Annotated in this window: 15 protein-coding genes; 7 read left to right on the forward strand and 8 right to left on the reverse strand. The window is 66.0% G+C overall.

What is annotated here, in order from left to right:
- Window positions 1-4 precede the first annotated feature (4 nt).
- Entirely contained in the window at window positions 5-466 is a 462-nt protein-coding gene (locus tag G3M62_RS26140; RefSeq protein ID WP_165191732.1) for a hypothetical protein, read from the reverse strand.
- Between the two features lie 297 nt (window positions 467-763).
- Window positions 764-3,169, reverse strand: coding sequence for a TonB-dependent receptor (locus G3M62_RS26145; RefSeq protein ID WP_165191733.1), 2,406 nt, complete (start codon window positions 3,167-3,169; stop codon window positions 764-766).
- A gap of 606 nt (window positions 3,170-3,775) precedes the next feature.
- On the opposite strand from G3M62_RS26145, the gene G3M62_RS26150 reads away from it, so the two are divergent.
- From G3M62_RS26150 to G3M62_RS26160, 3 genes are read left to right on the forward strand one after another with little or no spacing between them, the layout of a single operon-like run.
- Complete coding sequence (locus G3M62_RS26150) at window positions 3,776-4,342, forward strand: carboxymuconolactone decarboxylase family protein (protein ID WP_165191734.1); 567 nt, start codon at window positions 3,776-3,778, stop codon at window positions 4,340-4,342.
- On the forward strand, window positions 4,335-5,534 hold the full coding sequence (locus G3M62_RS26155) for a patatin-like phospholipase family protein (protein WP_165191735.1): 1,200 nt from the start codon (window positions 4,335-4,337) through the stop codon (window positions 5,532-5,534). The genes G3M62_RS26150 and G3M62_RS26155 overlap by 8 nt, the downstream gene beginning before the upstream one ends.
- Window positions 5,531-6,313, forward strand: a complete 783-nt coding sequence (locus G3M62_RS26160; RefSeq protein WP_165191736.1) for a 3-hydroxybutyrate dehydrogenase — start codon at window positions 5,531-5,533, stop codon at window positions 6,311-6,313. Before G3M62_RS26155 ends, G3M62_RS26160 begins: the two co-directional genes overlap by 4 nt.
- A gap of 45 nt (window positions 6,314-6,358) precedes the next feature.
- Here the strand turns inward: G3M62_RS26160 and G3M62_RS26165 are convergent, their stop codons facing one another.
- A complete protein-coding gene (locus G3M62_RS26165; protein WP_165191737.1) occupies window positions 6,359-7,291 on the reverse strand; it encodes a DUF4238 domain-containing protein in 933 nt (310 codons plus the stop codon).
- Between the two features lie 493 nt (window positions 7,292-7,784).
- On the opposite strand from G3M62_RS26165, the gene G3M62_RS26170 reads away from it, so the two are divergent.
- Complete coding sequence (locus tag G3M62_RS26170) at window positions 7,785-10,760, forward strand: tubulin-like doman-containing protein (RefSeq protein ID WP_165191738.1); 2,976 nt, start codon at window positions 7,785-7,787, stop codon at window positions 10,758-10,760.
- A gap of 104 nt (window positions 10,761-10,864) precedes the next feature.
- Entirely contained in the window at window positions 10,865-12,286 is a 1,422-nt protein-coding gene (locus G3M62_RS26175) for a substrate-binding domain-containing protein (RefSeq protein WP_165191739.1), read from the forward strand.
- A 243-nt stretch (window positions 12,287-12,529) separates the two neighbouring features.
- Here the strand turns inward: G3M62_RS26175 and G3M62_RS26180 are convergent, their stop codons facing one another.
- The 5 genes from G3M62_RS26180 to G3M62_RS26200 all read right to left on the reverse strand — a co-directional run bounded on the left by G3M62_RS26180 (window position 12,530) and on the right by G3M62_RS26200 (window position 19,918).
- Window positions 12,530-12,799 (reverse strand): hypothetical protein, encoded by a 270-nt coding sequence (locus tag G3M62_RS26180; RefSeq protein ID WP_165191740.1) that lies wholly within the window; start codon window positions 12,797-12,799, stop codon window positions 12,530-12,532.
- 132 nt (window positions 12,800-12,931) lie between these two features.
- Window positions 12,932-15,328: a CHAT domain-containing protein gene (locus tag G3M62_RS26185; RefSeq protein ID WP_165191741.1), complete on the reverse strand. Its 2,397-nt coding sequence runs from the start codon at window positions 15,326-15,328 to the stop codon at window positions 12,932-12,934.
- Window positions 15,325-16,221, reverse strand: a complete 897-nt coding sequence (locus G3M62_RS26190) for a hypothetical protein (protein ID WP_165191742.1) — start codon at window positions 16,219-16,221, stop codon at window positions 15,325-15,327. Before G3M62_RS26190 ends, G3M62_RS26185 begins: the two co-directional genes overlap by 4 nt.
- A gap of 326 nt (window positions 16,222-16,547) precedes the next feature.
- Window positions 16,548-17,285, reverse strand: a complete 738-nt coding sequence (locus G3M62_RS26195) for a hypothetical protein (RefSeq protein WP_165191743.1) — start codon at window positions 17,283-17,285, stop codon at window positions 16,548-16,550.
- Window positions 17,286-17,416: 131 nt separating this feature from the next.
- On the reverse strand, window positions 17,417-19,918 hold the full coding sequence (locus G3M62_RS26200; RefSeq protein WP_165191744.1) for a PAS domain S-box protein: 2,502 nt from the start codon (window positions 19,916-19,918) through the stop codon (window positions 17,417-17,419).
- A 503-nt stretch (window positions 19,919-20,421) separates the two neighbouring features.
- Between G3M62_RS26200 and G3M62_RS26205 the strand changes: the two genes are divergently transcribed.
- Both G3M62_RS26205 and tpiA read left to right on the forward strand, forming a co-directional pair.
- Complete coding sequence (locus G3M62_RS26205) at window positions 20,422-22,272, forward strand: phosphoenolpyruvate carboxykinase (GTP) (RefSeq protein ID WP_165191745.1); 1,851 nt, start codon at window positions 20,422-20,424, stop codon at window positions 22,270-22,272.
- A 66-nt stretch (window positions 22,273-22,338) separates the two neighbouring features.
- Complete coding sequence (tpiA, locus tag G3M62_RS26210; RefSeq protein ID WP_246263648.1) at window positions 22,339-23,094, forward strand: triose-phosphate isomerase; 756 nt, start codon at window positions 22,339-22,341, stop codon at window positions 23,092-23,094.
- The last annotated feature ends 61 nt before the right edge of the window (window positions 23,095-23,155 follow it).

The raw sequence follows: 23,155 nt of genomic DNA on the forward strand, positions 1-23,155 counted from the left end.
TGATTTAATTGAGCTTTTCGATCTTCAATTCGCGAAGCAGCTGTTCGGCCAAGCCCTTTGCCTTGCCAGGATCGGCGACCAGCTCTTCGATCTCCGCCCTGCGGTCGGCAGGCATCCGCTCAAGCCAATCTTCGCTTTTCATGTCGTAGTACAGCGACACCACCACGTTGTGGCCGGTCTGCCGAACGTGACGTTCAGCCCAGAGCTTGGCGTTCGGTCGGTTCTTTTCGCCGCAGTCCTGACGCTCGGCCTTTTGCGCCATCAGCGTCTCGGTACAGACGAACGGCGTGTTGGTCGGCGCCGGCGGGATCTCGGCGGCTTCCATCGCCTCCCCGATCAGCGTGATGATCTTAGCCTGAAGGGAGCGTCCCGACTTGGCGCTCTGAGCATGGAGGAAGGCCTCCAACTGGGGGTGCAGTGTGAGCGACACCGCAGTCCGGCCATCCACAGTCACATCGTTCGCCATCGGTCGAGCCACCGTCGGATGTTGTGTGTGGAGATCATGCTCGCGAGTCGGGTAAATCCCAAGCAGACTCGGCGCTAATAGATGTAAGGCCCCGTTGAATTTGGCTGCGGCTCCCCTGCTCTAGCGGCGCGGTCAGCGGCCTGTGGGAAGCTTGTGCTACACCCACCGACGTGCTTCCTGGAAAGCGGTAAGGGTTTCCGTTGTCCACTGCGCAAGCGCTAACTGGCCCCTGGCTTCGGGCGACGACACCCTCCCAGCACGAGCAAGCTCGACGCGGGAGGGCCTTCGCCGAGGGGCCTAGAACCGCAAGGACACTTCGGCCCCGAATTCCTGCGGCCGCCCCGGCGTGTAACGATCGATGCCGAAGCCGCCGAAGTAGCCCGTGCGGGCCACCTGGTAGAACTTGTCCAGGACGTTGGTCCCGTAGACGCTCGCCTTCCAGCCGCTGCTGGCGCGGGGCACGTAGTCGAGCCGGAAGCCGACCAGCGCATAGGCCGGCAGCTTGCAAGTGAAGGTCGCGCCCGACGGGCAATCCCACTTGGAGCTGATGCCCTTGACGTCGACGGCGGGGGTCAGGGTGCCGCCGGCCTGGCCGACATGGATGTCATACTGGATCGCGGCGCTGTAGCTGACCTTCGGTGCGGTGTTGACCGGCGTGTCCAACGTCAGCGACACGGCGTTGGGAAAGATCTTGTCGTACTCCTGATGCAGGACCGCGACGTTGCCCCGGATCGTCAGGTCGCGCACCGGCCGCCAGAGGACATCGCTCTCAAGACCCAGTTCATGGGCCGTGGCGGCGCTCTGGACCTGGCGGGTCGAAACCCCGCCGATCAGCACGTTCACGTTCGACTGGATGTCGCTGTACTTCTGATAGAAGCCCGACAGATTGAGCAGCAGGCTGCGCTCGAACAGCTCGGCCTTGATGCCGGCCTCGTACGACCACAGCTTTTCGGGGTTGTAGTAGGACAGGAACTTGCCGTCGGCCGGTTGCCCGCCCAGCTGCTGGTTGAACCCGCCCGCATTGTAGCCGTGCGCGGCCGACAGGTAGGTGAACACCTGGTCGTTCCAGCGATAGGACAGCTGGACCTTGGGGTCGAAGCCCTCCCAGCTATGGCTGTCGGCGGCGGTGAAGGCCGGACCGGCGCAGTTCTTCACCCCGCCCAGGAACGAGTTGATGAACCAGCCGCAGGTCAGGGTCTGGGGCGTGGTCGAGCCGGGCAGCGTGCCCACGAAGGTCTTGGTGGTGTCCTCGGCGAAGAAGACGTAGCTCGACCCGGCCTTGTGATCGTGGGTGTAGCGGCCGCCCACCGTCAGTTCCAGCTTGGGCGTGACCTTGTAGGACGCCTGCGCGAAGGCCGCATAGCTCTCGTACTTCAGCGAGCTGTCATAGATATAGCCCAGCGGATCGATCCAGTCGGGCCCGGTGTCCTGCAGGAACGTCGTCTTCTGGTTGGCGTAGTAGAGGCCGCCCACGAAGTTGAGACGGTCGTCCAGCGCCGAGCCGCCCAGCGTCAGTTCCTGGGTGAACTGTTTGGTGCGGGTGTCGTCGTTCTCGGCGTAGATGTCGTTGGGGGTGTTGTCGCGGGGGGTGTAGTAGGCGGCGCGCGAGTCCCGGTAGGTCGTGACCGAGTGCAGCGCCAGATCGTCGGTGAGCTGATAGTTCAGCCGGTCATTGAACGTATAGACCCGCGTGTGGTTGTAGGGTCCCTGACCGGCGTAGCGCCCCGGCGTGGCCGAATCCCCGCCCTTGCCCAGATCGGTGATCAAGCTGCTGGTCGGCGCGCTCAGGGTCGCCCCGCCATAAACCTGATACTTCTTGCCCAGCACCGGATAGGCGTCGCAGTACGAGACGCTGTGCAGGGCGTTATAGTTCTGGATGTAGCCGGCGTTGTTGTCGCAGGCGATGGGAATGGTCGCGCCGCCGTCCGTGCGCGACTGGTTGTACTCGGCCAAGAGGTCGTTGGTCAGACGGCCCTGATCGAAGCGAAGCTGGCCGCGCACCGAGCGGTTGTCGATATCGCCGCTGCGGCCGTCATCCAGGACGTGGGTGATGAAGCCCTTGGCGTTCTGGGTCCGGAAGCTCAGGCGGCCGTAGAGCCCGTCGGCGATCGGCACGTTGAGCGCGCCCTCGGTGTCGATCCTGTCGTAGCTGCCATAGCGGGCCTGCACGTAGCCGCCGAAGGTCCCGGTCGGCCGCTGGGTCGTCAGCAGCACCGCGCCGGCCGTCGTGTTCTTGCCAAACAACGTGCCTTGCGGGCCCTTGAGCACCTGCAGCGAGGCCAGGTCATAGAAGTAGAGATCGTTGCCCTCCTGGCGGCTGACATACATCTCGTCGACATAGAAGCCGGCCTTGGCGTCGGAGTTCACCTGGTTGGCGACCTGGCCGATGCCGCGGATCGTGAAGCTGGCCGAACCGGACTCCTGGGGCAGCACCTCCAGGTTCGGCACGGCGCCGCGCAGGTCTTGGAAGTTACGGACGTTCTGCTGGGCAAGATTGGCGCCCGACAGCACCGTGGCCGACACCGGCGTCGTCGCCAGCTTCTCGGTGCGCTTGCGCGCCGTCACCACGATCTCGCTGACTTCCGGGGCGCTCACGCCTTCCGAAGCCGAGACGTCCTTCGCCAGGGCGGCGCCGCCCAAGAGGCTGACGGCCAGCGCCGCGCTCGACACCGAAATCCACACATTCGTCTTTGTTCTTGTCATTCCCCCGACCCCTGCCGCGACGCAGCGCAACGCTGCGTTGGTTACTCCTACTGGTTTGGTGGACAATTGGGTCGCAGAAAAAGTTCACGCGCCTAGAGCCCAGGTATCCCTGGTCAGATCGCGGCTAGCGCCTCCAGCCCCCCCCCAAGCGCCTTGAGCAAAGCGGGATCGACCATACCCGCTGCAACGATAGGAAATCCTCCAGGGTTCGTGTACGGGCCCCGCCTATCGTGAGAAAAACTCGTGCCGCATGACGGGGCCGAAACCTGGAAGGGCGCGGCGAAACAATCGGGTGCTCGAAGAATCCATCCGGACAGGTTGCGGCGTCGTCCTAAAGCGGCGCGGTCGCAAGGAATGGCGCGCTGCGTCGGCCTCGCTCCACAATCCAGCACCCAAGGGGCGCCGCAGACCGCCTCGCGCGTCGGGTCTGCGGAGATTGGGCGGCTAAACTGACGTTCCCGACGCCCTATTGGATGGGACCGGGGTGCGTTCGCGTTCAACAAGACCTGAACGCCGCGAAGCCGCCACGATCTGGGGAGCTTGCTGCACCGCACCATCTGACGATGGTCAGGTTGGTCGTCGCCCCAATCCCCGGAAGGATCCCTGATGCGCCTGCCTCTGATCGCGCCCGCCGACCTCACCCCCGAGCAGAAACCCCTCTACGACGACATGCGACAGGGGATCGCCGGCCACTTCAACGCCTTCAAGGTCGAGCGCGAGGACGGCGCGCTGATGGGCCCCTGGAACCCTTGGCTGCACGAGCCGTCGATCGGCAAGGCGATCTGGGACTTCACCCTGGCCATGACCGCCAATGCGGTGCTGGCCGACAATGTCCGGCAGATCGCCATCCTTGTGGTCGGCGCCCGCTACGACGCCGCTTACGAGATCTACGCCCACATCGCCGTCGCCGAGAAGGAAGGCATGCCGGCCGAGCGCCTGGCCACCCTGGTCGCCGACCTCAAGCCCAACGACCTGGCCAAGGACGAGAGTGTCGCCTTCGACGTGGCCTACGCCCTAAGCCGCGGCGGCGTGCTGCCCGAGCCGCTCTACGCCCTGGCGGTCAAGACCTTCGGCCAGCACGGGACCAACGAGCTGATCTATCTTGTCGGCCTCTACGCCCTGGTCTCGGTGACGCTGAACGGCTTCAACGTGCCGGTCCCCGAACGTGAGTAGTCGCCCGCAGAAGGCCGCCGCGCCGCCTGAGAAGCCCAAGGCCAACGCCACCGCCTTCGAGAGCGTGACGCTGCTTCTGCAAGGCGGCGGCGCGCTTGGCGCCTACCAGGCGGGAGTCTACGAGGCCTTGCTGGAGGCCAATGTCGAGCCGACCTGGATCGCCGGCATTTCGATCGGGGCGATCAACAGCGCCATCATCGCCGGCAACGCCCGGGAAAACCGCATCGCCCGGCTGCGCGAGTTCTGGGAGATCGTCAGCGCGCCCCGCGACGGCGGTTTGTCGAGCTTCTGGTCAGACATGCTGAACGGCGACGCGGCGCGCGGCTGGGTCAACCAGCTGGCGGCCGGCGAGATCATGGCCAAGGGCGTGGCCGGCTTCTTCCAGCCCCGCGTGCCGCCGCCTTTCCTGATGCCGGCCGGGGTGAGCGGATCGACCAGCTGGTACGACACCTCGGCCCTGCGCCCCACCCTGGAGCGGCTGGTCGACTTCGACCGCATCAACGCCAGAACCATGCGCTTCAGTGTCGGGGCCGTGAACGTGCGAACCGGAAACTTCGCCTATTTCGACAACGAGACCGACACGATCCGGCCCGAGCACATCATGGCCAGCGGCGCCCTGCCCCCGGCCTTCGAGGCGATCGAGATCGACGGTGAGTTCTACTGGGACGGCGGCATGGTCTCCAACACCCCGCTGGACTGGGTGCTGTCGGCGCGGTCGGACCTCGACACCCTGATCTTCCAGGTCGACCTGTGGAGCGCCCAGGGCGTGCTGCCGCGCGACCTGTCGGAGGTGGCGGTGCGGATGAAGGAGGTGCAGTTCTCCAGCCGCACCCGCGCGGCCACTGACAGCTTCAAGAAGCTGCAGAAGATGCGCGCCGCGTTCAACGAGCTGCTGGCCCAGATGCCGCCCGAACTGGCCGCCACGCCCCAGGCGCGGCTGCTGGCCGAGGCCTCCGACCCGGCCGTCTACAACATCGTTCAGCTGGTCTATCGCTCGGCCACCTATGAGGGCCAGTCCAAGGACTACGAGTTCTCGCGCCGGACGATGGAAGAGCACTGGGCGGCCGGTCGCCGCGACGCCTTGGCCACTCTGTCCCACCCCGAGGTCCTGACCCCGCCGACGGCGGCCCATTCGGTCCAGACCTTCGATTTCACCGCCCCCACGCCCTCCCCCGCAAAGGATCGACCATGAGCCTTCAAGACAAGGTCGCCGTCATCACCGGCGCCGCCAGCGGCATCGGCAAGGACATCGCCAAGGAATTCCTGGCCAGTGGCGCCAAGGTGGCCATCGCCGACCTCAATATCGAGGCGGCCAACGCCACCGCCCTGGAGTTCGATCCGAGCGGCGAACGCGCCTTCGGCGTCTCGATGGACGTCACCGACGAGGCCCAGGTCGAGGCCGGCATCGCCGCCGTCGCCGCCAAGTTCGGCGGCATCGACATCTTGGTCTCCAATGCCGGCATCCAGATCGTCGGCCCCATCGAGACCTACAAGTTCGCCGACTGGAAGAAGTTGCTGGCCATCCACCTGGACGGCGCCTTCCTGACCACCCGCGCCTGCTTGCAGCATATGTACGCCCAAGGGCGCGGCGGCAGTGTGATCTATATGGGCTCGGTGCACTCCAAGGAGGCCTCGGTGCTCAAGGCCCCCTACGTCACCGCCAAACACGGGCTGGAAGGACTGGCCAAGGTGGTGGCCAAAGAAGGCGCAAAGCACGGCGTGCGCGCCAATGTCATCTGTCCCGGCTTCGTCCGCACGCCGCTGGTCGAGAAGCAGATCCCCGAACAGGCCAAGGAGCTTGGCATCAGCGAGGAAGACGTCATCAAGACCGTGATGCTCAAGGACACCGTCGACGGCGAATTCACCACCGTCGACGACGTGGCCCGCACGGCGGTGTTCCTGGCCGGGTTCCCGACCAACGCCCTGACTGGCCAGTCGATCGTGGTCAGCCATGGCTGGTTCATGCAGTAGAGATAGGCAGCTTGGCCTTCTCTTCCGTCGCGTCGATCGGCTCGCCTAGGCGTCGGGTGCGAGCGCTTCCGCCATCTCACGTAGGCGAAAGACCATCTTCTGATCGCTCTCGGCCAGTTTTTCGTAGCCCGCCCACGCCATCTCCTCGCTCAGGCCCTCGCGACCAGTGATGACGTGCCGGATGGGGTCGAAGTGCTGGAGCTGACCGATGAAGTGGCGGTTGTAGTATCGCGCCTCATCCACGCTCATCATGGTGTTAGAGAACGCGCCGTCGAAGTTGCCTAGCGCCAGGATCACCAGCGTGCAGGGATCCAGAGGCAGCATGTCGACATAGGGCGTCATGCCCGGCAGCGGCATACTGAGCGCGGGGTTGGAGGGCGCGGAGATCGTGAGAACGGGCGTGGTTGAAGCCCGCAACGGGATTGGCGAGCGCAGCACCCAAAGCCCGCAGCTCTCGAACTCTTCGCGGCTCCACAGCATGTTGGCGGCCATCAGGTTCATGAACGCCTTGGCGCCACCAGGCCGAGCGCGGATCGCGGCGTACATCGTCCGCTCCTCGTCGGTGAACGGGATCTTGCTATTGGGATCGGCCGCCATTTCGATCAGCTCCAACGAGGTCTGGAGCGCATGGGGCGTGCGGGCTTTGAAGTGCCGAACGAGCGCGTAGAGAACAGAGCGATCGCTGTGATCGAGGCTGTCTGAACGCCCCTCGGCGATCTTGCGCCAAGTGTCGCTTCTCGAAATCGGGGTTTCGATGCGCCTGTTGATCGTCGTCTCCACCGAGACCGGCGCGCCCTCGCCGTAGTGAACGTAGAAGTCCCGCTCGAACCCCAGGGTCTCGATCGACCGGACACTCCAGATCAGCCGCGAGCCGTTCTTGGCGACCGTCGCGATCTTCTTGCGCTCGGCGTCGACGGCAAAATTCCGCAGATAGAACTGCGGGGCGTAGTGGTGATCGCGCGGTTCCGACGAGTTCATGCAAGCCTCGGACTATCTCAAGATGAGGCTGGCGGGATTTTGGGCGGCCTCCATCGCGTCACCGACTTCACCGGCCAATCGGCCACCGGAACGTCGCGCGCTATCGGTCGCATCCCTCGATCTGATGTTGTCGCCCAAGAGGATGGGCCCGAGTCGCCGAATTTCGAAATGGCGTTCGCTGAAACGCCGTCGCTGGGATGAGCGCCGACGAACTGACCGACGCGGCTGGCGATTGGAGCGGACATGACCTGATCGAAACGCGGCATCTCTGCCGTCGAACGTCATTCGACAAGGGCGCCATAGCCGGGTGTTCAGCCAGCGGGTCAATTAAGCCAGATGGGGAACGGTGTCAGGAGCTGCACATCAGCGGGAAGGTTCCCGCTCCGGTTACCGTTGGTCAGTGCAGGCGCCACACAACCTTACACGGCATTGGCGATCGTCACAAAACCTTTGCGGCAGGTTGTTAGCGATTTCCCGCTTGGGGGAAATTCTTATGAATCATTTGCTGATCGGGCTGGGCGGCACCGGCGGCCGAGTCCTCAAGGCGTTCCGCAAGGCCGTCTATGAGGGGCATCGGGACGAGGCGCCTCCGAACGTCACGCTGGACTATCTGTTTGTCGACTCCGACCCTGAATCCTTCCGGGACAAAGGCGATTGGACGGTGTTGGGCAAGTCGTTGTTCCTGCCCAACCGCTGTCACTTCCCGATCTCGCGCGGCGACCTGAAGTCGGTGCTCGACGACATCAACCAGCACCCGAACGTCGCGCCGTGGCTGGGCGACCGTGCGGCTTGGGGAGATATCCTGGCCGGCCTGAAGGAAGACTCCGCTGGCGGCCAGAAGCGTCGGTTGGGGCGTTTCCTGTTCGCGCTGCGGGCCAAGGCCTTCGTCGCGGCCGTGCGCGCCGCGGTGGGGGACATGCAGACCCGCTCCAAGACGCCGGACATCACCTTTCACGTCTTCACCGGCTTCGCGGGCGGCACCGGGTCGGGCTCCGTGATCGACGTGGTGGCTCAACTGCGCAAGGAATATCCCGAGATCGGTCGCCACAAGATCATTCTCTACGGCTACATCCCCGATCTCAGCCCGCCGCAGAATTGGCTGGCGGGCGGCAACTATTTCGCGAACGGTTACGCGGCCATCCAGGAATTGAACGCCTTGCTGGCGGGCGCTTGGAAGCCCTTCGACGTGGTCACCGGTGAGCGCATGAACCTGCCCACCGAGGTCTGGACCGACTGCACCTATGTGTTCTCAGACGACAATGATCGCGGATATCGCGCCAGCATCCAGACCGAGTTGATGGATATCCTGGCCGATTTCGTCTACCACAAGATCGTTCTGGCCAGCCGGACCAACTGGGGCGCGCTGAAGCGCGCCGAAGCCTTCGAGAACGTCGCCGCGACGCCGGAAACCGACGGGGCCTCGCGCAAGGGCCAGCGGGCGGTGCAGTTCCTCAGCTTCGGAATGCGGCGTATCGCCTTCCCCGAGCAGCGCATTCGCGAATACCTGACCTTCGACTTCGCCACCCAGGCCTATCGCCAGCTGCAGTTCAACAACTGGCAGGCCGACAGCGGCTTTCTCGAACAGCCCAGACCCCGGGCCGACGCGGAATTCGCCGCGGACCGCAAGCAGATGGAGGACTGGCGCCTCACGGACGATCAGTTGCGCCTGAGCCGGCCGATCATCGAGACCGAGAACTCCAAGCGCTGGCTGCGGTTCGACGAGGAGTGGGCCGCCTGGGAGACCAACCTTGTCTCGCGGTCCCACACCGGAGACCGCACCTCGTGGCTGGGGGAGCTGCGCAAGCTGTACCAGACCGCCTGGGACCAGGGTTACCGCTCCTCGGGCGTTCAGCAGTTCTTCCAGGTCGCCGAACGCGACCAGAAGAACTACGCCGATGAAATCCGCAACCGCGTGCAGCGGACCCTGTTCGACCAGTGGCAGGGCGGGGAGCGATCGCTCAACGAGGTCGGCCGCGTGGTCACTGCGGTGATCCACCAGTTGGAGGCCCGTGCGCCGGTTCTGGAGAAAAGCGGCGTCGACCTCGATGCGTTGGATCAGGACCTGACCCGCCAGCTAAGCGAGCTACAGGTGCGCTGGTCGAAGATCGCCCTGGGCCTGCTGGGCGCCCACAAGCGCGAATTGCAGAACGCCGGGCTGTTGCTGCGTCAGCAGATGTCGGCGCGAACCAATCTGGCCGGAGCACGGTTCGCCCGCGCCCTGATCAACCAGGTGATCGCGCGCCTGCAGGAGCTGAAGGCCCAGATCGACAGCGCCGAGGCCCTGATCGACGCGGCCGGCCGGCGCGCCCTGGAGGTGGCCCAGGCGCGATCGGGCCAAGATCAGGACGGCACGACGACGGACGGGTACGTAACCACGGTCGAAGACGCCAAGGCCGTGGCCGCCACTCGGCGCCGCCTGGTGTTGGACGAGGGCGAGCAGCGCACTCACACGACGGCCGTGCGCCAGGCGGTGATCGCGGCCCTGGGCCAGGAGCCCGATTTCCGCGGCCTGAATCGCCGGCTGGGCGAGGTCGACGTCCGGGACGTCATCGTGGCGACCTGCGCGCGGAACGTGGCCTCCAGCCACGCCCGGCTGGTCCGCGAGGACAGCGACCGGGTGATCGGGGTCTCGATCATCGAGAAGCTGGTCCACCTGTGGGGAGACAATCCCGCCAAGCTGCGCCGCGAGGTCGAGGATATCGTTCGCAGCGCCGGCCGTTTCGTGGTGTTCGACGACACTGAAAAAAACAAGAAACAGACGGCCGCGGCGCGGGCCATCGAGGCCTACGCCATCATGATGCCCGAGCCCAAGGAGCACGGCGAGTTCGTCAAGGCCCTGAAGACGGCGTTCCGCGACGCCTGCAACGCCGCCAGCGTCGAGTTCGTGCCGGTGGAGGGCGATCGCCAGAACGAGATCAGCCTGATCGGCATCGTCTACCTGTTCCCGCTGCGCTACATGCGCCTGCTCAAGCAGTTGAAGGGCAAATACGAGGAACGAGTGGCCCAAAGCCCGCCGGGCCGCGCCGCCCTGGAGATCCACATCGAGGACGGCGGCAAGCTGCCTTCGCTGTTCCTCAAGGACTCCAAGAGCACGGCTGAGGAGGTGCGGCGCCGGCTATTGCTGGCCTATGGCGCGGGCCTGATCCTGGAGGTCGGCTCCGGCAAGGATCGGCGGCTGGTCATTCCGCGCAAGGACGATCTGGGCCTCGACCTGGAGCCGATCGAACTGGGTCGCAGCCTGCCCGACGCCGCCGACCAACTGACCGAGGAGCGCTCGGCGGCCCTGGCGGGTGAGCTTGAGCGCCGGCTGTCGGCCGCCGACACGAGCACCGCGCGCGAGGCCGTCCTCAAGGTCGTCGGCGTGATCCGCACCGACCGGAACGACGATCCCAGCGACAAGGTGGTCCTGGCCTGGAGTCAGGCGGCCCGCGAAGCCATCGCGATTCTCGAAGGAAAGGCTTCCCTGTGATTCAGCAAGGCCGTTGCACCAATCTTCCGCAGATGTGCAGCCTATCGGCGAGCGGCGAACTGATTGAGATGCCTTCGCCGGATACGCGTTGTCCCGGATGCGGCATGCCGCTGCAGGCCATGCGGCAGGCCGACAAGGCCGGCGGCCTGAAGGTGGGCGCCTGGGCGCGGCCCGCCGCGATCATCGGCGGCGCCGTCTTGGCCCTGGTGCTCGCCGGGTGGCTGCTGAGCCTGGTGGTGAAGCCGACCACGGGTCAGGTGGACTTGGTGCTGTCGGGGTCGAATTCGATCGGCGGCAAGCTGGGACCGGCCTTGGCCAAGGCCTGGCTTGAAAGCGAAGGCGGCCAAAAGGTGCGTGTCGAAGAGACCGGCGAGGAAGAAGCGCGGGTCAGCGGCCGGGTGAATGGCGAAGCTGTGACCATTGTGGTCAAGGCGCACGACACGGGAAGCGGCTTTAAGGACGCAGCGGCGGGCCGGGCGGACATCGTGATGGCGTCGCGATCGATGAAGGGCAAGGAAGGCGACGCCCTGGGGCCGGCCTGGACCAATCCGACCGCCGAGCACGTGATCGCCTATGACGGCATCGCCGTGATCGTATCGCCGCACAACACCGTCGAAACCCTCTCGATCCGCCAACTGCACGATATCTACACCGGTCAGATCACCGATTGGGGGCAGGTCGGCGGCTTGTCGGGCCGCCGTATCCGCGTCTTCGCGCGCGAACAGGGGTCGGGCACTCGCGACGGCTTCACGGCCAAGGCGCTGCAAGGCGACGACATCGTCGGCGCGACCGAGATCAAGGACAGCGCCAAGCTGGAGAGCATGGTGGCCGAGGATCGCGACGCCATCGGCTTCGTCGCCATGCCCTATGTGAAAACCGCCGTCGCCCTCTCGATTTCGGCGGGTCAGGTCGATGCCTTCGCGCCGACGATGTTCACCGTGCGCAGCGAACGCTATCCGCTGTTTCGTCGCCTTTACCTCTACACCACCGGCGACAACCCACGCGCCGACCCGTTCCTGGCCTTCGTCCGTTCCGACGCCGGTCAGAAGGTGGTCAAGGAGACCGGCTTCGTGGACCTGCGGGTCCAGACTGATTTCACCCGTGCTGAGAGGGTGAGTGAGCACGAGATTGGCCGCTGCGGCCTGTCCAGCCGCTGGGATGGCGATCCCAATGAATATTGCAGCTTGATCAAGACGGCCAATTTGCAGCCGGCCGTCATCAAGTTTCGGAGCGGAAGCGATGAATTGGACAGCTTGGCCCGAGACGACGTGCAGCGCTTTCTGCGGGCCGCTCAGGCCAACCCCAACCGCACACTCATTCTGGCGGGTCACGCCGACAGCTTGGGGCGCTATAAGACCAACTGCCGGCTTTCCCTGTTCCGAGCGGAGGCTGTCCGCAAGGTGCTGGCGCAGAACGGCGTGACCAACACCTCGATCCGCGGTTTCTGTGACGAAATCCCGCGGGGCGACAACGAAACGCCTGACGGGCGTGACGCCAATCGGCGGGTAGAACTGCTGGTAAAATAGGGAACACAGGCGCGTTTTACCCAGATCGAAATGCCCGTTTCTCGCTGTCGAGGCCCATAAAGTCTTCGGCCTGTGGCCGAAGTCGCGCGAGCCGGGATCCTCGCTCTCTGTGGGCTGAGGTTCCGCCGATCTCCAGATCATGGGGCCAGCGCCGGGTCGAGAAGACTCGGGCGGCCATGCCCGAGGCCGCCCTGGTGTTTGGCTGCGGCCCCACGTCACGCAACGGCTTTTGACGACGGTGCTTCACCGCGCGGCGGCCTTGCCGCCCAGCATGCCGATGACGCAGGCGAGCGCCATCAGCAACACCTGCTTGAAGACGTCGATCGCCGGCTGAAAGCGCGGCCAGGCCTCGGATGTCGCCAGCAGCCCGCCCGACAAGGTCAAGACCATGATCGACACCACCGACAGGATCATCACGGCGATCAGTCCCATCAGGCAGATCACGAAAATATCGAGTTGAACGCGCTCCTTGGCGTTGGCGCCCGGCGCCGGCGGCGTCGGTGAAGATCGCACGGCCCGCTCTCTCATCCTACTCACTCCCTGTGTCCGCGGGATGCGGCGTGAGCTCATGCTAGAAGCGGCGACCTCGCCGGGGTCGGCAATTATTTGCTCGCATCGGTCCCCGCGGCGCGGTCTTCGTCGCCCTCAGAACGAGGCGGCCGCTCGGCCGGAGAAGCCGCGCCAGTTGCCGGTCAGCATGGGAGCGGCCCAATAATAAGGGCGGGTCCAGTCATCGCGCCCGTGGGGGCCCTGGATCTCGCCGGCGATCATCCGACGCTGGATGCTCGCCAAGGCCTCGTCCTTGCCCACGCCGTCGATCAGCCAGTGGTCGAAGAAGCTCAGGATCAACTGGGTCTGGGCGTCGTTATCGACCTTCCAAGCGGTCGAGATGACGGAGCGCACCCCGGCTGCGCTGAGCAGTCGATCGACCGACATGTCGCCGCCCGGCACGAGACTGGCGCCCGAGCGGCCCGTCGCACAGGCGCTGAGGACGACCAGATCAGCCGACGATCGCTCTTGGGCGAGGTCTTCGAGTGGGATTGTCGAGCCGTCGCCGAGCAACAAGCGCGAGCGGCGGGGTGAAAGCGTGTCCGGCAGGCAGTGGGCGGCGCAGGCCACGACAGAGTGTGTCGCCATGGCGTTCAGCACGGCCTGGCGCGTGAAATCGCGCTCGACCGCGAAGGTGATCTCGCCGAAGGCTTGCGCGGTGCGCCGGACGCCTTCCAGTTCGGACATGATCTGGATCGGGCCGGCCAGACCGGGCGCGCCGCGGCCAGTTCCGCCCAGGAAGAAGCGCGGCGGTCGCACGAGATCCTGCGCCAGGATCTGAGCGTCGGTCGGTGCGCGGCAAATGGTCAAACGCTCGACCAGCCAGGATTTGCCGTCGTGAAGACTCGACCAGGGCAGGACTTGCAACGCGCCGCTGGCCGCGATCACGAGACGCTCGACGCCGTCCTCGCGCAACGCCGCCTCCACCGGGGTGATCAAATGGTCGAAGAGATGGGCCAGTTCGGGAAGGTCGGCCAGCGCAGCGCGCGCTTCGATGTTCTGAAGCGCGGCGAAGACCCAGGCGTTGATCTGTCGCGCCGACACGGGCAGCTGCCGCGACAGGGTCCGCTTCGACGTCCTGAGGATCAGGCTGGTTTGTTCCGCGCCCGGCATGACTTGGATCAGGGCGTCGCTCGCCATGAACGCCGTGGGCAAATCATGGAAGATCGGCCGGGCGCTCGCCGTTTCCGCCTGTTCGAGCGCTAGCCGTATGTGGTCGCCAAGTTCCGACATCAAGGTCAGCGCCCGGCTCGGCTCGCCAGCGTTTCGGGCGGCGTAGTAGATCATCGCCGCGGCGTTCTCGGGCCCGAGCAGCAAGGCGGCGCCTGGATCAAGACCACTACGCTCATCACCGGCTTCGGGAGCGATTTCGTTCTGGCGCCTGAGGGCCATGACCATGCTCGCCTCGGCCAGACGTCCTTCGGCGATCAGATCGGACACCAGGTGCGAAAACAGCCTGGCGAGCCGGCCATCCTCGTTCACGCCCAAGCTATCGTCGATGCTCGCCAAGTCCGAGCGAAGCGAAATGACTTCGGCCACGGCCAACTTCGCCAGCAGGATGCGCTCGGCGGCGGAGCCCGCTGAAGCGCCGAGCAGGTCCAAGACCCGCCAGCGCAACGCCTGCTTGTTGCGAACGTCGCGTGCGAAGACCAAAGCTTTGCAGACGATGTTGCGAACCTTCGTCGGGTCCGCGCCCAGGTCCAACACCACCTCGGCCCGCCCCAGAAGAAGCTCTGGCGCAAGATCGTAGCTGACCTGACCCATGCGCCAGGCGGCCTCGGCCTCGGCGACGGCCGTTCGCACGATGGCGTCGACGTCCCGGGCGTCGAGCGCCTCGTAGCTATCCTTCATGGCCGCCATCAGACCTATCCAGGGCGAGGCCTGCCTCGCGGTCTTGCCCCGGCGATTGCGATGGGCCAGCAGCTCCGCGTCGAGGACGCTGATCGCCTCCTCGGTTCGCCCGGCGTGCCAGAGGGCGTCGGCGGAAGACATGGCCAGGAGCCAGGGCGGCGGCGGATTAAGTCGCTGAATCTCCGCCTCCAGCTGGTCCCAGAGACGATCGCAATAGGCGGCGTTTTCAGCTTCGCCCAGAGCCCGGTAGGAAGATCCCAGCGCCGCGAGCAATTCGAGCCGCTCCACCCTGGCGCCGTCACGGTCTTGCAGATCGCCGAGCGCCGGGACGCCAAAGCCGATGCATTGGCCATAGTCGCCCGCCTGGGCCAAGGCCACCGCGTAGAGCGCTCCGGCGCGCGTCAGCGCCTTGCGATTTTCATCGTCCAGCCGGAGGAGCGCGTCGGTGAACTCTTGCGGATGCGGCCGCGTCTCCAGCCGGACCTCTATACGCGCGAGCTTGATCAGGATGACGCAGGCGTGCGCCGCCAACACCCGAAATTGCAGCGCCTCGCCGGATTTCTGCATCCGCTCGGCCTTGGCCCGCGCCGCGGCCGAGCTGATGCGGGCGAAGGTTGAATCTAGCGCCTTCCAGCCCGTCATGTCTTGAGGCCCAGCGTGAAAAGGCCCCGGTAGACCGTGGTCTGGAGAGACTGATCGGCGATCTGTCGCGCCAGAAGGCGAATGGTTTCCAGACCAAGCCACGCAAAGTTTCTGTCTGGCGCGGGCCGGGGCAGCGCCGTCAGGGCGCGATCGGTCACCACCCCCACGGTCGTGCAGCGGGCAAAGCGATCCGACATCGTGAACCCGGTGCGCGCAGCGCTGCTGAACGGTTCGGGAACAAGGGTGGGATTTGCAAAGCGGAGTTCGGCATGGAGCGGGGAAGGCGCGACCATGGCGCAGGCGGCCTGGCGCCCGCGCGCGTCGGACGAAATTTCGAAGACATAGAGGAAGCCTGTGACTTTCCGATCCATGCCCAATCGGTATGCGTAGGACGCGCCCGGCGGCAGACGGCGCAGGAGGGCTTGTTCTTCCAGTTCGTCGCGCTCGGCCGCTCCGCGCGCCCGCGTCAGCTCGAGCACTTCGATGTCGAGGGGCGCAGCCGAGAAAGCCATCAGCGCATGGAGGAAATCGGCCGCCGTCGCGCTGTCCCCGGCCGGTGTAGGGAGTATGCCTCTATAGGATTCGAAGGTGCCATAGGCATTCTTGACGAGGCGAAGATTGAACTCTTCATAAGAATACTGATCTGTCAAAAGCCTCCATGCCTCCTCTGAGGGTTCGGTCAACTCATGGAGATGGAAGAATTTGGCGATAATCCTCAGTTCGGCTTCCTTGAAGATTCTGGGATCGGCGCAGCGTTTCGACCAGGTCGACTGATCACGAAACCCGATGAGCGGTATGAACTGTTTCTCAAAACCCTCGACGACGACTTTCTGAAGCCTTGCATGCTCCAGAGGGTTGGTGCTGTAGCGCTGGGGCGAATAGAGCCTGCGCAAGATCGCGATCTTGTTCCTAAAATCATTCATCCGCCCTGCCCTATCCCCGTGTCCTTGGCGTCGCCGCACCCGAGTAGTTCCGTGGACTGCTCGCCCCCCTGGCGCTTTCCGGGCCAGGTGAGATGGCTGGGCGCGCAAGCTCGCCGGACCCGAACCGTCGCCGTTTCATGCCGCCCAGGGGCGCCTGGCCTCGGATGTGGGAGCGGCGGCTCTGCTCACAAGCGAAGTTTGGAGCGCATCGTCGACGACCCGCAACCCAACATTGCCTCAAGTTCGCTTACGTGCTGGAAAGGGCGAAGGGGCGACCGGTTACCCGGCCGCCCCTTCTATGCCGGCAGGAGCTCCGGCGCCGATCCCGCAGCCTCGCCCAAGAAGCCGTAATAGCGTTCGGCGGCGTCCATCAGGCTGTTGAGGAACCAGGCGTTGATCGTTCCGGCGACGGCTGCGCCGACGATCGGCATGAAGCGTGTCGGGAGGCTGGCGACGATCTTGGCGGCGATCTTGCTGGCGATCAGCTTCGATCCGCCCTTGAGCATCAGCTTCTTCCCGACGATCGCCGCAACGGCGGAGCTGAGCATTTGAGTGTTCAGACTGACGGCGGCCTTGGCGATCGCCTTCGTGCCGGCGGAGCCAGCAAGAGAGCTCGCCAGGGCCCCGCCCAGGTTCGACCCGGCGGCTGCGGCGGCCCCTCCCGCCAGATGGGCGCGGGTCGCCGCGAGGAGATCGCCGTCCAGGGCGACAGCGCCAGCCCAAACCGCGAGAATGGCTTCGTAGTCGTCGTCGGACGCCGCGCCTGTGGTGATCGTACCGATGCCGAGGGAGGCGCGGCTCATGATGTTGAGCAGCGCCGGAATTTCGATCGCCAGGGCGGCGAAGGCGACCGGGCCGCCGATGAGGTTTCCGCCAGCCGCCGCAACCGCCAGGCCGACATGCTTGGTGCGCCAGGCCGAAAGGGATTGCCCGTGGGCGTCGGCGTTCACCTCGGCCGCGCTGGCCTTGCAATTGAGCACGGCGGATTGCACCAGCTCTGCGGTCTTGACCTTCAGATCGTCGATCCAACCCATGTCCCGCTCCGGCCAAGCCCTCAGAACAGTGTTCGGTGAAGCTTTGCGCGAGTTCAACCGAAATGTTGGGGTCAGGGTGCGATGCGCTCTTAGATTGACAGCCTGAAGCAGCCACCCCGCCGCCGGTCCGCCTATTCGGCCGCAAACAGCTCGCGAATCCGCGACGCCAAGGTCTCCATCGTGAACGGCTTGGTGATCATCGCCATGCCAGGCTCGAGGAAGCCGGGAGCGAGCGCCGCGTTCTCGGCGTAGCCGGTCATGAACAGGATCTTCAGTCCGGGCCGTTGCACGCGGGCGGCGTCGGCGATCTGGCGGCCGTTGAGGCCCGGGAGGCCGATGTCGGTGATCAGCAGGTCGATGGATCGGCTCGATTGCAGGACGTCCAGACCGGTGGGCCCATCATCGGCCTCCAAGGCCAGATAACCAAGCTCGCTCAGCACCTCGACGACCAGGGCCCGGACCACCGGCTCGTCCTCGACCACCAGCACGGTTTCGCCCTGGTGGCCGCCCTCGGACTGGATCAAGACGGCGGGAAAGTCCTGGTCCTCCGCCTCGCCTTCATCGCGCGGCAAATAGAGCTTGAAGGTCGCGCCTTTTCCTGGCGCGCTGTCGATCTTGGCGTGACCGTGCGATTGGCGCGCGAAGCCGTAGATCATCGACAGGCCCAGGCCCGTCCCCTGCCCGGTGGGCTTGGTGGTGAAGAACGGCTCGAAAGCGCGCGCGATGATCTCGGCGCTCATGCCTACGCCGGTGTCGCTAACACTGATGCAGACGTACCGACCCGGCCGCAGATCGGGCTCGGTGACAGCGTCGACCTGGTCCAGATCGACGTTACGCGTCTCGATCGTCAGCCTGCCGCCGTCGGGCATGGCGTCACGAGCATTGATCGCCAGGTTGAGCACGGCGTTTTCGAGCTGATTGGGGTCGCATCGCGTGGGCCAAAGGTCGTCGGGCAGCGACAGGGTCAGCTCGATGGTTTCACCCAATGTGCGGCGCAGCAGTTCCTCCATGGAGCCGATCAACGGATTGGGGCGGACCGACCGCGGATCGAGCGGCTGGCGTCGCGAGAAGGCCAGGAGCCGGTGGGTCAAGGCCGCCGCGCGCTGAGCCGAGGCCATGGCTCCGGTCACGTAGCGACCCAGTTCGGCCGTGCGCCCCTCGTTCAGCCGCCGTTGCATCAGGTCGAGGCTGCCGGTGATGCCTTGCAGAAGATTGTTGAAGTCGTGGGCGATGCCGCCGGTGAGCTGGCCGATCGCCTCCATTTTCTGGGACTGACGCAGCGCTTCCTCGGTCGAGCGCAACTCGCGGGTGCGGGCCTCGACCCGGATCTCGAGCGTGGCGTTCAAGGCTCGGAGCGCCGCTTCGGCCTCGCCGCGTTCGATGACCTGGCGAGTGCGTTCGGCCACTTCCTGCATGAAGGCGATCTCATCGGCGCGCCAGAAACGGGCGGGACGGTCGTTGAGATAGACGATGGTGTGCAAGCGGCCCGCCCGCAGGAAGGGCACGACCAAGATGGCGCGCGTGTCGACGCTCGACGCCGTCGCGCGCGTCTCGGCCTCGTCGCTGATGGCGTCGGAGAAGAGATCGTCGACGACGACGGTCTCCCCGGCGCCGAGCTTGGCCACGATCTTGCGCCCGAAGGCGTGGGCCGGGAATCGCCCGAGCAGCGGCGGCACGCTGCCGTCGGTCCAGCAGATCGCATAGTCGAACACGTCCTCGACCGGATCGAGCTGGCCGTAGCCGACCCGCGACACCCCGAAATAGCGGCCCATCAACGCGCTGGCCGCGTGCAGGGCGACGTCGGTTTCAGAGCCGCGCAGCAGGTCGCTCAGCTCGAGCATGAAGGCGTGGCGCTCGTCGGCCAGCTTGCCGGCGGTGATGTCGATGGCCGTGCCGACGGCGCGGACGCATCGCCCGTCGAGGTCGAACAGGCCCTTGCCCTTGGCCGCCACCCAACGCACGGCCCCGTCTTCCTTGCCGATCGTGCGATACTGCACGTCGTAGGTGGCCCTCAGCTCGGGATCCAGCGCCCGCGCGAACGCGTCGGTGGTCGCGGCGTGATCGTCCGGATGCAGGCCGCCGTAGAAATCGTCGAGCGTGCAGGCCACGTGCGGCGAGATCCCGAACATGGCCTTGGTCCGGTCCGACCAGGTCAAGACGCCGGTCAGCAGGTCCAGATCCCAGGTGCCGATCTCGGCGGCCTGGGTGGTCAGCCGCAAGGACTCTTCGCTGAGGATCAGGCGCTCTTGCGCGGCCCGGCGATCGCTGATGTCGCGCAGAAAGCCGATGAAGGCGGCCGGTCCGCCGGGCGTGGCGATGATCGACAGCTCGACCGGAAATTCGCGGCCGGTCTTGTCCAGGGCGGTGATTTCGATGCGCCGGTCGACCACGCGCGCCAGGCCCGTCTCCTGGTAGCGTCGAAGGCCGTCATGGTGGCTCTTGCGGTGCTGGGACGGAACGATGAGCTCGCCCATGTTCTGGCCCAGCGCCTCGTCACGGCTCCATCCGAAGATACGGACGGCGGCCCTGTTCCAGGCCAGGATGCCGCCGCGGGGGTCAATCGCCACGACCGCGTCCAACATCGCGTCCATGACGGCCAGCGCGGCTTCGGCGATGGAATCTGGATCGGCCATTGGTCACTGCCCTGCAATCTGGCCGGCCGGCGCGACGTCGGATGGATTCTCTGACGCGCGTCACGACTGTCGAGCTATGGACGCATGATTGGCACGCCGCCGGGTGTCCTGTCACGATCGCGTTCCGGACGGTCAGCCCGCGCCCGTCCGGAATGCCTTCCCGCGCCGTCGCGCCCAAGGCCTGGGCGGTCGTCGGCCCAGCGCGGGCGTCGTCGGGGAAAGGTCTCTTCCGGCGATTAACCAGTCCAGTCCCGGCGCATACGCGATGAGCGCGTCTCATCCATGCACGTAGAGCTCCGAACCAAGCAGCATCAAATTAATCGACCGGTATTTCCAACGCGTGTTTGATTTCAGGTCTTCCGATCATCTTGCGGGCATTTCCATGCAAAAGTGGCGACGACAACGTTGTCAGAATAAATCGACTGTTTCGACGGTCAATGCGGCCGTTTATGTTGTCGACAAAGGCGGACGCCAGTTTCGCCACATATGCAGCAGGACGAGACATGCAGACCCAAGGGCTGGGCGCCAACGCGCCCCCGACGAAACACGCGCGTCTGTTGGCGTGGGTGGACGAAGTCGCCGCGCTGACCAAACCGAAGGCCGTCCACTGGTGCGACGGCTCGGACGCGGAATGGGCGGCCCTGACCGACGAGCTGGTCGCCGCCGGCACGCTCAAGCGTCTCAACCCTAATCTACGGCCCAATTCGTTCTACGCCGCCTCCGACCCGCGCGATGTCGCCCGTGTCGAGAGCCGCACCTTCATCTGCTCGCAGGACCAGGCCGACGCCGGCCCCACCAACAACTGGCGCGATCCAGTCGAGATGCGCGGCCTGCTGAACGGCTTGTTCGACGGCTGCATGCGCGGCCGCACCATGTATGTGGTGCCGTTTTCGATGGGTCCGGTCGGCTCGCCGATCAGCGCCCTGGGCGTGGAGATCACCGACAGCGCCTATGTCGCCGTCTCGATGCGGGTCATGACCCGCATGGGTCAGGCGGCGCTGGAAGCCCTGGGCGACGACGGCTTCTTCGTGCCGGCCCTGCACACCCTGGGCGCGCCGCTGGCCGAGGGCCAGGACGACGTGGCCTGGCCGTGCAATGACGAGAAGTACATCGTCCATTTCCCCGAGAGCCGCGAGATCTGGTCGTACGGCTCGGGCTATGGCGGCAACGCCCTGCTGGGCAAGAAGTGCTACGCCCTGCGCATCGCCTCGGTGATGGCCCGCGACGAAGGCTGGTTGGCCGAGCACATGCTGATCCTCAAGCTGACCTCGCCGGCCGGCAAGGTGCGCTACGTGGCCGCCGCCTTCCCCAGCGCCTGCGGCAAGACCAACATGGCCATGCTCCAGCCCACCCTGCCCGGCTGGAAGGCCGAGACGATCGGCGACGACATCTGCTGGATGCGGTTCGGCGACGACGGCCGGCTGTACGCGATCAATCCGGAAGCCGGCTTCTTCGGCGTGGCGCCAGGCACGGGCGTCAAGACCAACAGCAACGCGGTCGACACCCTGCACTCCAACTGCGTCTACACCAACGTGGCCCTGACCGCCGATGGCGACGTCTGGTGGGAAGGTCTCAGCGACCATCCGCCCGAAGGCCTGACCGACTGGAAGGGCCGCGCCTGGTCGCCGGAATCGGGCGAGCCCGCCGCCCACCCGAACGCCCGCTTCGCCGTGCCGGCCGGCCAGTGCCCGGTCATCGCCGACGAGTGGGAAGACCCGGCCGGCGTACCGATCTCGGCCATTCTGTTCGGCGGCCGCCGCGCCTCGGCCGTGCCGCTGGTCACCGAGGCCTTCGACTGGGAGCACGGAGTGTTCCTGGCCTCCAATGTCGCCTCGGAAGGCACGGCGGCGGCCGAGAACAGCATCGGCGAACTGCGCCGCGATCCCTTCGCCATGCTGCCGTTCTGCGGCTACAACATGGGCGACTACTTCAATCACTGGCTGAAGGTCGGCGCGTCGGCCGATCCGGCCAAGCTGCCCCGCATCTACTTCGTCAACTGGTTCCGCAAGGACGAGCGCGGCAAGTTCGTCTGGCCGGGTTACGGCGAGAACAGCCGCGTGCTGAAGTGGATCGTCGACCGCCTGGAGGGCGAGGCCGAAGCCGTCGACAGCCCGATCGGCCGCCTGCCCGCCCGCGACGGCCTGGACCTGACGGGTCTGGACCTGACCGAGGCCCAGCTGGACCTGCTGCTCACCGTCGATCCCGAGATCTGGCGCGCCGAGGCCGCCCTGATTCCCGAGGCCTACGACAAGTTCGGCGCCCGATTGCCGCCGGCCCTGTGGGACCAGTTGGACGCCCTGCGCGAACGGTTGGCCCGCGCCGGCCAGCCCGCCAAGGTGCTGGAGCAGGCCTGACGCAAGCCCCTCACACCTTAGAGATAGACATCAAAGCGCCGGGAAGGCCTGGCGCGCGGAGACCGAATGCACGTCGCTATGGATAAGCCCGCCCGCAAGTACGTGGTCGGCAATTGGAAGATGCACGGCAACCTGGCCGCCTTGCCCGTCCTGGGCGCCATCGACGCGGCGGCGCGCCAGACGCCCGCCGTGGACGTGGGCCTGGCCGTGCCCGCGACCCTGATCACCGCCGCCTGGCAGGCCGCGGGCGCGCTGAGCGTCGGCGCTCAGGACATCCACGCCGCCGACAAGGGCGCGCACACCGGTTGCCTGTCGGCCCCCATGGTCAAGGACGCCGGCGCCGCCTTCACGATCGTCGGCCACAGCGAATGCCGGGCGGGCCGCCAGGAGACCGACGCCGAGGTGCGCGACAAGGCGCAGGCCGCGCGCCGGCATGGCCTGTCGGTGATCCTCTGCGTGGGCGAACCGCTGGACATCCGCGAGGCCGGCCGCGCCGAGGCGGTGGTTCGAGGTCAGCTCGAGAATTGCCTGCCGGCCGACGCCGATGGCGACTGGCTGTCGGTGGCCTATGAGCCGATCTGGGCCATCGGCACCGGCCGCTCGGCCACCGCGGACGACATCGCCGCCATGCATGCGGTGCTGCGCGAGACCTGCCGGGCGGCCCTGGGCGCGGCCGGCGACCGCGTCCGGCTGCTGTACGGCGGCTCGGTGACGCCGGCCAACGCCGCCGACATCCTGGCGACCCCGAACGTCGACGGCGTGCTGGTCGGCGGCGCCAGCCTGACGGCCGAGACCTTCCTGCCCATCATCGCCCACGCCTGAGCGCTGGCCCGTTGTTGGGGGAAGATGAGGCGCGTGTAGAAATCGACGCAATCAGTACGCT

Source organism: Caulobacter soli (assembly GCF_011045195.1).
In the GTDB taxonomy this organism is placed as follows: Bacteria; Pseudomonadota; Alphaproteobacteria; order Caulobacterales; family Caulobacteraceae; genus Caulobacter; species Caulobacter soli.

Excerpts from the sequence above, each read along its gene's own strand:
- G3M62_RS26140 (WP_165191732.1), bottom strand. The coding sequence starts at position 466 with ATGGCGAACGATGTGACTGTGGATGGCCGGACTGCGGTGTCGCTCACA.
- G3M62_RS26145 (WP_165191733.1), bottom strand. The coding sequence starts at position 3,169 with ATGACAAGAACAAAGACGAATGTGTGGATTTCGGTGTCGAGCGCGGCG.
- G3M62_RS26150 (WP_165191734.1), top strand. The coding sequence starts at position 3,776 with ATGCGCCTGCCTCTGATCGCGCCCGCCGACCTCACCCCCGAGCAGAAA.
- G3M62_RS26160 (WP_165191736.1), top strand. The coding sequence starts at position 5,531 with ATGAGCCTTCAAGACAAGGTCGCCGTCATCACCGGCGCCGCCAGCGGC.
- G3M62_RS26165 (WP_165191737.1), bottom strand. The coding sequence starts at position 7,291 with ATGAACTCGTCGGAACCGCGCGATCACCACTACGCCCCGCAGTTCTAT.
- G3M62_RS26170 (WP_165191738.1), top strand. The coding sequence starts at position 7,785 with ATGAATCATTTGCTGATCGGGCTGGGCGGCACCGGCGGCCGAGTCCTC.
- G3M62_RS26175 (WP_165191739.1), top strand. The coding sequence starts at position 10,865 with ATGCCGCTGCAGGCCATGCGGCAGGCCGACAAGGCCGGCGGCCTGAAG.
- G3M62_RS26185 (WP_165191741.1), bottom strand. The coding sequence starts at position 15,328 with ATGACGGGCTGGAAGGCGCTAGATTCAACCTTCGCCCGCATCAGCTCG.
- G3M62_RS26195 (WP_165191743.1), bottom strand. The coding sequence starts at position 17,285 with ATGGGTTGGATCGACGATCTGAAGGTCAAGACCGCAGAGCTGGTGCAA.
- G3M62_RS26200 (WP_165191744.1), bottom strand. The coding sequence starts at position 19,918 with ATGGCCGATCCAGATTCCATCGCCGAAGCCGCGCTGGCCGTCATGGAC.
- G3M62_RS26205 (WP_165191745.1), top strand. The coding sequence starts at position 20,422 with ATGCAGACCCAAGGGCTGGGCGCCAACGCGCCCCCGACGAAACACGCG.
- tpiA (WP_246263648.1), top strand. The coding sequence starts at position 22,339 with ATGCACGTCGCTATGGATAAGCCCGCCCGCAAGTACGTGGTCGGCAAT.